At 59.5% G+C, this 7,636-nt stretch carries 6 protein-coding genes and 1 pseudogene; 4 read left to right on the plus strand and 3 right to left on the minus strand.

Features of this window, described 5'->3' with window-relative positions; genetic code table 11:
* Positions 1-627 precede the first annotated feature (627 nt).
* From IVB46_RS10330 to IVB46_RS10340, 3 genes and pseudogenes are all read right to left on the minus strand, one after another.
* Positions 628-877 (minus strand): annotated as a pseudogene (locus tag IVB46_RS10330) (L,D-transpeptidase); the annotation flags it as partial.
* Positions 878-1,260: 383 nt separating this feature from the next.
* Positions 1,261-2,493, minus strand: a complete 1,233-nt coding sequence (locus tag IVB46_RS10335) for a biotin/lipoyl-binding protein (protein WP_247342696.1) — start codon at positions 2,491-2,493, stop codon at positions 1,261-1,263.
* Entirely contained in the window at positions 2,486-2,974 is a 489-nt protein-coding gene (locus tag IVB46_RS10340) for a hypothetical protein (protein ID WP_247305577.1), read from the minus strand. Before IVB46_RS10340 ends, IVB46_RS10335 begins: the two co-directional genes overlap by 8 nt.
* 449 nt (positions 2,975-3,423) lie before the next feature.
* On the opposite strand from IVB46_RS10340, the gene IVB46_RS10345 reads away from it, so the two are divergent.
* The 4 genes from IVB46_RS10345 to IVB46_RS10360 all read left to right on the plus strand — a co-directional run bounded on the left by IVB46_RS10345 (position 3,424) and on the right by IVB46_RS10360 (position 7,512).
* Positions 3,424-5,322, plus strand: a complete 1,899-nt coding sequence (locus tag IVB46_RS10345) for an adenylate/guanylate cyclase domain-containing protein (RefSeq protein WP_247305582.1) — start codon at positions 3,424-3,426, stop codon at positions 5,320-5,322.
* Positions 5,323-5,354: 32 nt separating this feature from the next.
* Entirely contained in the window at positions 5,355-6,599 is a 1,245-nt protein-coding gene (locus IVB46_RS10350; protein WP_247305585.1) for an ABC transporter substrate-binding protein, read from the plus strand.
* A 154-nt stretch (positions 6,600-6,753) separates the two neighbouring features.
* Positions 6,754-7,038, plus strand: a complete 285-nt coding sequence (locus IVB46_RS10355) for a hypothetical protein (protein ID WP_247305587.1) — start codon at positions 6,754-6,756, stop codon at positions 7,036-7,038.
* Between the two features lie 270 nt (positions 7,039-7,308).
* Positions 7,309-7,512 carry a hypothetical protein gene (locus IVB46_RS10360; protein ID WP_247305590.1) on the plus strand — a complete coding sequence of 68 codons (204 nt, stop codon included), beginning with the start codon at positions 7,309-7,311 and terminating at the stop codon, positions 7,510-7,512.
* Positions 7,513-7,636: the final 124 nt, after the last annotated feature.

Consider the following 7,636-nt stretch of genomic DNA (forward strand, 5'->3'; position numbering starts at 1 on the left):
CTCCGTCCTCGAAATCGTCATACCACTTCTCCTAGGATTACCCCTAGGACCTGCAGCTATAACGTTCGTCAAACAAGGCGGCCTTCAATGGAGGGATACCCAAAAGCGGGGCACCCTCTGTGTGCACTTTTGGACCGAGATGCGCGCGAATTTCGATCATCATGGTCGATGTCCGCGCGCCGTATCGAGAGAGCCGTCAGCTCGATACCGAGACAGGGCGCCGCTTCACGGCCGTCACGCTCGGCGAGCCCCTCGACGTCGACGGCACGAAGGAAGCGGGCCGCAGGAGAGGCCCGCACACTTCCGAGCCACGCCCGGCTATCATGCCGTGCGAAGCCGGAGCGCGTATGCGCGCTACTGGCAGGTCGCGCAAGGGAGCGGCTGAGCGCAGAACCCAAGATGCCGTCCAGGACGCGCCGGTCGTCAACACGGGGAATGCCACGTGGTCTGTTCGGCAGAAACGACCTGATCGCGGCCCATTCGCATGGTTCGAGGCTCCGGTTTGCGCGCTTGGATCACGTCCAAGCCGATGCCTTCAACTGGCCGGCTCAGGGCCAGAGGTTGACTTAAGAGCGACGAATTGCCGCCTCCTTGTCCTCCGTTACAGATCGAGCACGGAGGACTGAGTTATTGGACCTCGGCCGGCCTTCGCGCAGATGACAGCATCTGCGCGTTAGTTGCCGAGGGCCGCGATACCGGGTCCGGCGATCGGAAAGCAGCGTCGGGCGGCGCCCCACGGGACGGGACGACGGGCAGCGGTTGCCGGAAGCACGATGACTTTCGCTCCGACTTTCACCCGCTCATAATGGTCCACGCCGACGTCCTCATTGGTCAGCCGGATACAGCCGGACGAAACCCGCTTCCCGACAGTATCCGGGCCCGTTGGGGTCGTGAATTCTATATCCGATCCCGGCAGATAATCTTCCAATACTCGAAAGGGCTAACTTGATAGTTCGCTTGCGAGGCGCGGCTTGATTGAGCAAGGTCATTTTACCGGACAGTTGCCTTTAACCCCGCCCGGGCGCCGAGGAAGCTGCCGATCCGGTGGCTCTTGAAGGCTGCCCTGGAATTGTCGCGTCCGCTATGCGTGCAGAAACGATGTTGAAGCCGGACGGTTCGATGACAGTCTTGGGGAGCCGCCATCGGCCCTTGCAGCGCAATAGCCGACATCGTTGGAGGTCGCAGAAGGGACATCAACGGAATCGACCGCGCATTTTGCAAATCACAGCTACGTCGTCGCCAGCAGCATCCGACCACCACTCAATGCCCGCTCAGCACCAGTGTCTGGACCGGTAGCACCAACGCCTGGATGCGCAGCAGCATGGCGTGCACGATGCCGGTAGCGTCGACAGCGTGCAGGGCAAAGCGCTTGAGCGTGCCCGTCTGTTTGTCCTCAATCCTATCGTGATTGCTGGTGTAGGCATTGGCGACACAGCTGCTGCCGGGCGTCACGCCCTCCAGCCCGCCCTTGTAGATCGGCTCCATGAAAACGAGAATGGTGCCTGGACGCGCAACCTGCTGCGCCTCGATCAGTTGTTCGCCGCCCCTGAATTGGCCCGCCGCGATGTAGTCCTGCACGCTGGTCACCACCATGGGAATGATCGTCCATGGCTTGGAGATGCAGGTGGCCTCGGCAACCATTCCCACCTTCAAGACCTGAGCCTCGATCTGCCCAAATCCGGCCATTAAAGCACGCCGTCCGGCGCCCTCCGGAATCAGCACACCGGCCGTGCGCATATTTGGAGTGACGATATCGCCCGGCTTCAGTCCGAACTGCTCGACCCGTCCGTCAACGCCGGCGCGAATGAAAGTTTTGTCCAGATCGACTTGGGCTTCGGCCAATGCGGCCTCGGCGCTTGCCTTCTCCGCCGGTAGCAGATCGTTCAGCCGCGTCGAGGCGGACTGTTTGGAGGCGGTCGCGGCGTCGAGGGAGCCCTGACGACCTGCAACCGCCACACCGAGCTTTTCGATGTCGCGCTGGGGAACGATTCCGGGGTTGCGCTTCTGCAATTCAGTTTTGGTATCAAGTTCGTCCTGCGCTTGCTGCAGCGAGCCTTTTGCCTCCTGAAGCTGGCCTTCCGCCTTCATGACATCGGCCTGCGCCGACAGCATGGCCGCATCGACTTCGGCCACCTTGCGCTTGGCTCTCAGAAGCGAAGCTTCCTGCTTGGCGCTGTCGAGCCTGAAAATCACGTCGCCTTGCTTGACGTCCGCACTGACGTCGACGTGAACCTCGGCAACCCGGCCGTTGACTTCCGTCATGATCGGGACGGTCCGATAGAACAACGTCGCCGACGAGGTCGACGGATGAAAATAGAAGATCATTGTGATCAGCGACACCGTCAGCATCAGGCAGGCGACGATGCCAAACCGCAGTTCGAACCAGACTGAATAGAGCGTGATTTCACGCCCTATGCGCTTTCCCTGCCGATAGCGGCGATAGAGATAGTCCGGAAGGATGGTGAAGGTGGCGCAGAGAAGGAGCTCAAGCATTGCCCGGCGTCCCCCGCTTGAGATCGCGCTCGATCCTGCTCTTGATCTCGTTGACAGCAGCGCTGGTCTTCTCCACGTGTGACATTTTTGCCGCGTGAGGGGCAGCATGGCCCGGCGCTTCGTCAGCATCCGGCACCGGAGCAACACCGGCCATTTTTTCGACCGATCGAGCGATCTTCCGCAGCGGCGTGCTGAAGTCCGGCAGATCTATCATGGCGAGGAACAAGCCTATCACCCAGAACAGGTGGTTGTGGGTGAAAAGGGCCAGCAGCCCCAGCACGGCCACGATTTCAAACTGAAACTTCTGCGACTTATGGGCCATCCGCTCCGGCATCGTGTGCAGGTGCAAATAGAAATTGCCGACCAAAAGAACGGCTCCGATCAAGATAATGCCGACAACCAACATGAGGATATCGGTGTCGCCTGGAGCAGTGATGAAGCCTGGAAGGTGATGAGGTGCAGCCGAATGCAGGTCGCTCACGTCCACTCCCCCAAATAACCGGGTGGCACAGTGTTAAGACAGGGCTTGCCGCTTACATACTCGCACAATGACGACACTTGGCAAGCTTTGCTTGCCGCTAGCGCGATAGCAACTCTAAAGTTCGCTCGGCGACCACCGGCGACGCTTGGATCCCGCGCAGCAGCAATCCGCGCCCTCTACACGTGACCATCATGGGTCTGTTCGGACGGAGATCCGCCATGGGACGGCGGTGCCTTTCGGATGCCGCTGCGTCCGAGGTCACTGCCTCCTGGAAGAGCGAAAGCGCAAAGACCTCATCCTGGACCTCCGGCCGCGCTACACGGCCATCCAGCAAAGTCGAGTACGTTGCACGGGCTGTGAGTGTCTCTGTACGCAATCGCACCGCGAATCTATTGCTGGACGTTCTCCGGAAAGACTATAGCCTGAGCAAAACGACGGGGAGGCTTGGCATGTTCACATTCCGAACCTCGATCACCCTAGCGGTGATGACGTTTGTTGTGGCACTCGCGGGGCTGCTAATCGCGATACAGACCCGCTCCTTGCGCGCGGCTACGCATGAAGCCGCGTCGGCTTTTATGGACTCCGCCAGCACCAAGTCGTTGGGCCGTCTGCAGGGCGAACTGAACGCGATCGCGTCGCTGGTGAATGTGTTGGCGACCAGTTCGAGTGTGGCCGATTCAAATGAAAGGTCGGAGACCGGCCGGGCCATCCCCCTGTTCAAAGCGGCGCTGCAGGAAATGCCGCAGATGGACAGCATCTATGCCGGCTTTGACAATGGCGCATGGCTGCAGGTGAGGCGTATTAGCGGTCTCAGCGAAGACCAGCGCGACCGGCTGCGGGCGCCGGCGAGCGCCGAATTTGCGATCAGCCTGATTCGTCCGACGCCGGCTGGCGATCTGCCGATGCGCCGTGTTTTTCAGGACCGTCAGGGCAACGAGGTCGGCGAAATCGACCTATGGAACTACGGATACGACGGCCGCAAGCGGTCTTGGTACTGGCAAACGCTGCGGTCGGACCGGCCATATGTTTCGGCCCCCTATCTGTCGTTCAGCATCGACGCGCCGGTGATCACCGTCAGCGCCCCGTTGCGAGGCAAGGTGCCGGGCGTTATCGCAGCCGATCTCAAGCTCGACACCTTCAGCGCATTCGTCCAGGCGCAGCGGCCGGGCCAGCATGGCACGGTCATGATATTCGACCAAGCCGGCTCGCTGATCGCGCATCCCGAATTTACGGGGCTTGTCGAAAGCGCGATGACGCATCCTTCGCAATCGCAATTGCCCAGCATCGACGAAATCAATTCCGGAATGGTGGCCTCCGTTGTTCGACGGTCGCATAACCGCGATCACAACGAGGGCCTCATCCACGATGAGGACGGACAGGGTTACCTGTTCAGGTTGACGAAATTCACACTTGGCGAAGGATATAACGGCAGCATCCTGCTGCTGGCTGCCGAGGATGACTTTGTTCAGAATGTCCGGCGACTCCAGTTTACCGGATTGATCCTCGCGATCGTCGTCGGTGCGGCCTTTGTGCCGCTCGTCTGGATCTTCGGCAGCACGATGTCGCACTCCCTGAAGCGCATCACGGCGCAGGCTGGCCAGCTTCAAACGCTGGCTGAACCCAGCCTGGCGCCGGTAACCTCGTATATTCGCGAGATTCACGAGCTGGGCAGCACCGTCAATCTGGCGCAGCGGGCGATATGGTCGTTCGCGCATTTCGTCCCCAAGGAGATCGTCCGCGGCCTCATCGACAATTCCATCTCCACCACGCTCGGCGGCGTCAAACAGGAGATCACGCTGGTCTTCACCGACGTTCAGGGCTTTACGACGATCGCGGAAGCAGCCGATCCCGATGGGTTGATGCGGCAGACGTCGCGGTATTTCTCAGTGATGACGGACGCGTTCCTCGCCGAGGGCGGCACGGTCGACAAGTTCATCGGCGACGCTGTCATGGTGTTCTGGAATGCCCCCAATCCACAACCCGATCATGTCGCCCGTGCGTGCCGGGCGACGCTTGCGGCCAAAGCAGCGGGCAAACGGCTCAATGCCGAATTCGCGGCTGAGGGCCTGACGCCTTTCGTCACAAGGTTCGGCATTCATGTCGGGGAAGCCGTCGTCGGCAATGTAGGATCGTCCGAGCGCATGAATTACACCGCTCTCGGAAACACGGTTAATCTTGCCGCGCGGCTGGAGGGCCTGAACAAGCAGGTCGGGACGACCGTCCTCGCAAGCGAGGACGTATACCTGCGCGTTCGCGATCAATTCGAATTCAATGCCTTCGATGCGGTCATTGCGAAGGGCATGACAAAGGAAACCCGCATCTTCGAACTCGTCGGAGCATCTGCATGAGGTGGCTTTGTTGCTTGCGCGGGTTTTTCGCCGTGCTGATCATTCTTTTTGCTTCGATGGCACATGGCGCCGAAGATACTATCAAAGTCGGCATTCTGCACTCCCTGTCTGGGACTATGGCCAACAGCGAATCCCCGCTGAAAGACACGGTTCTGATGATGATTGCCGACCAGAACAAGAAGGGCGGGTTGCTCGGCAGGAAACTGGAGCCGGTCGTCGCCGACCCCGCTTCGGACTGGGACGCATTCACCGACAGGGCGCGCGAGTTGCTCGCGAACGAAAAGGTCGCGGTCGTATTCGGTTGCTGGACCTCAACTTCCCGAAAAGCCGTCATTCCGGTGTTCGAGCGATTGAACGGCCTGCTTTTTTACCCGGTTCAGCACGAAGGTGAGGAAAGCTCGCGGAACGTCTTCTACACCGGCGCGGCACCAAGCCAGCAGGCGATTCCGGCCGTTCGCTACTTGATGAGCAAGGAGGGAGGCGATATTCGCCGCTGGGTCCTCCTCGGAACCGAAAGCGACTATCCGCGCATGACCAACAAGATCCTCGGCGCATACCTCGGCGCGGAAGGCGTGAATGCCGAAGACGTTACCGCGATCTATGTACCGCTCGGCCATTCGGACTGGCGCGAGATCGTCGAGAAGATCAAGGTCCTTGGCTCGCAGGGCAAAAAGACCGCCGTGATTTCGACCATCAGCGGAGATGCCAACGGCCATCTGTACAACGAATTGGCGGTCCAGCAGGTTGAGGCCCGCAAGATTCCTGTCATGGGGCTCTCCGTTACTGCACGAGAATTGCGAGGTGTAGATGTCAGCCGGCTTGTTGGGCACATGGCAGCGCGGAGCTACTTCCAGTCGGTCACGACGCCGGAGAACGATGCATTCGTCAAGATGTGGTCCGACTTCAACGAGCAGCGCGACAACATCACGAACGATCCGATGGAGGCGACCCTCATCGGATTCCGGATGTGGGTGCAGGCCGTCACCCAGGCCGGCACGTCAGACGTGAATGCGGTCCGTCAGGCCATGTACGGTCAAAGGATCAAGGCGCCGAGCGGTTTTGAGGTGGTAATGAATACCAATCATCATCTTTCCAAGCCAGCGATGATCGGCAAGCTCAATCCGGACGGCAGATTCGACGTGGTATGGCGCTCGATCAACCCGATCAAGGCTTCGGTCTGGAGCCGGTACATTCCGGAGAGTGCAAAGCTTACCGCCGACTGGACATTTCCCTGGGTGTGCGGTGGGTGCGCCGAGCCGACATTCAAGGAATGGTGACCAGAGTAGTGCGGCTGAAGTCCGCTGTGGGGTCAAAAGCCGACACTGGCCGAGCAGGGCCGTGATCTTCTGGAGTCCGCTAAGGGCTTTTATCGGACGCCGGGAGAACCGGCCGGCTTGCCTTGGTCATCATATGCACAAACCACGACGCCGGATGCAACTACAAGCGGACCTGGCCAAAGGCCGCCAGGACCGGATCCTGTTCTATGCGTTCGTTATCCTCTTCCACAATGGCGAGGATCTTCGGAGTAAGCACCAGATAAAACGAAAGGGTCTTTTAAAAGAGCTGATCGATATGCTCGAACCGCCCGTTCTCTACAGTGAGCACATGGAAGGGGACGGACAGGAGTTGTTCGAGGCGGCCGCGAGGTTGAACTACGAGGGCATCGTATCGAGGCGCGCTGATGCGCCGTACAGGTCTGATCGGAATGAGGCCTGACCAAAATCAAAACCGTTCAGCGCGGCAAATTCCCCGTGATCGGATTTATCAAAGACCCGTCTGGCGTCGCCGCGTTCTACTTGGTGAAAAGAGTAAGCAACTCAAGCTGGGTTGCGCCCTAAAAGGGTTTTCCAAGCCTTAACGTTTGTTGTATTCGACTTGCGGCCGCAAGATGTACTATTCCATCGTCATCGAACGGATCGTGGCTTATATCGGTGATGAGAACGCCTGCTTGCGCTCCCGCTTTCCTCTAATGGAGAGGAGCGCGCCATGCAGAAGCGGCGTCGTTTCAAACAAACCGAAACTTTGGAAGAACGTCTCGCGAAGGAAGCCGAGCGGCTGAGGGCAAAGATCCAGACAATGCCACCCGGCCTTCAACGCGATCAACTTCTTCGTAAGGCGAGGCAGGCGGAAACAGCCTCGCACATCAATGACTGGCTCACGTCCTTTGGCTTACAGTCACCAACAAAATGAAGCAGTCTCCGCTGATCATTCATGGATCGTGTCCCCTAGCGTGGTGTAGCTGGCGGCGGGTCACCGCGTTCGCCGGCGAGGGCCGGGTCGGTCAGCTGGCGATAGCCGTGATGCTGTCTTTCAT

Source organism: Bradyrhizobium sp. 61 (assembly GCF_023073075.1).
Lineage (GTDB): Bacteria > Pseudomonadota > Alphaproteobacteria > Rhizobiales > Xanthobacteraceae > Bradyrhizobium > Bradyrhizobium barranii.

Bases quoted from the DNA above. Each gene is read 5' to 3' on its own strand.
- IVB46_RS10355 (WP_247305587.1), top strand. From the start codon at position 6,754: ATGCAACTACAAGCGGACCTGGCCAAAGGCCGCCAGGACCGGATCCTG.
- IVB46_RS10360 (WP_247305590.1), top strand. From the start codon at position 7,309: ATGCAGAAGCGGCGTCGTTTCAAACAAACCGAAACTTTGGAAGAACGT.
- IVB46_RS10335 (WP_247342696.1), bottom strand. From the start codon at position 2,493: ATGCTTGAGCTCCTTCTCTGCGCCACCTTCACCATCCTTCCGGACTAT.
- IVB46_RS10345 (WP_247305582.1), top strand. From the start codon at position 3,424: ATGTTCACATTCCGAACCTCGATCACCCTAGCGGTGATGACGTTTGTT.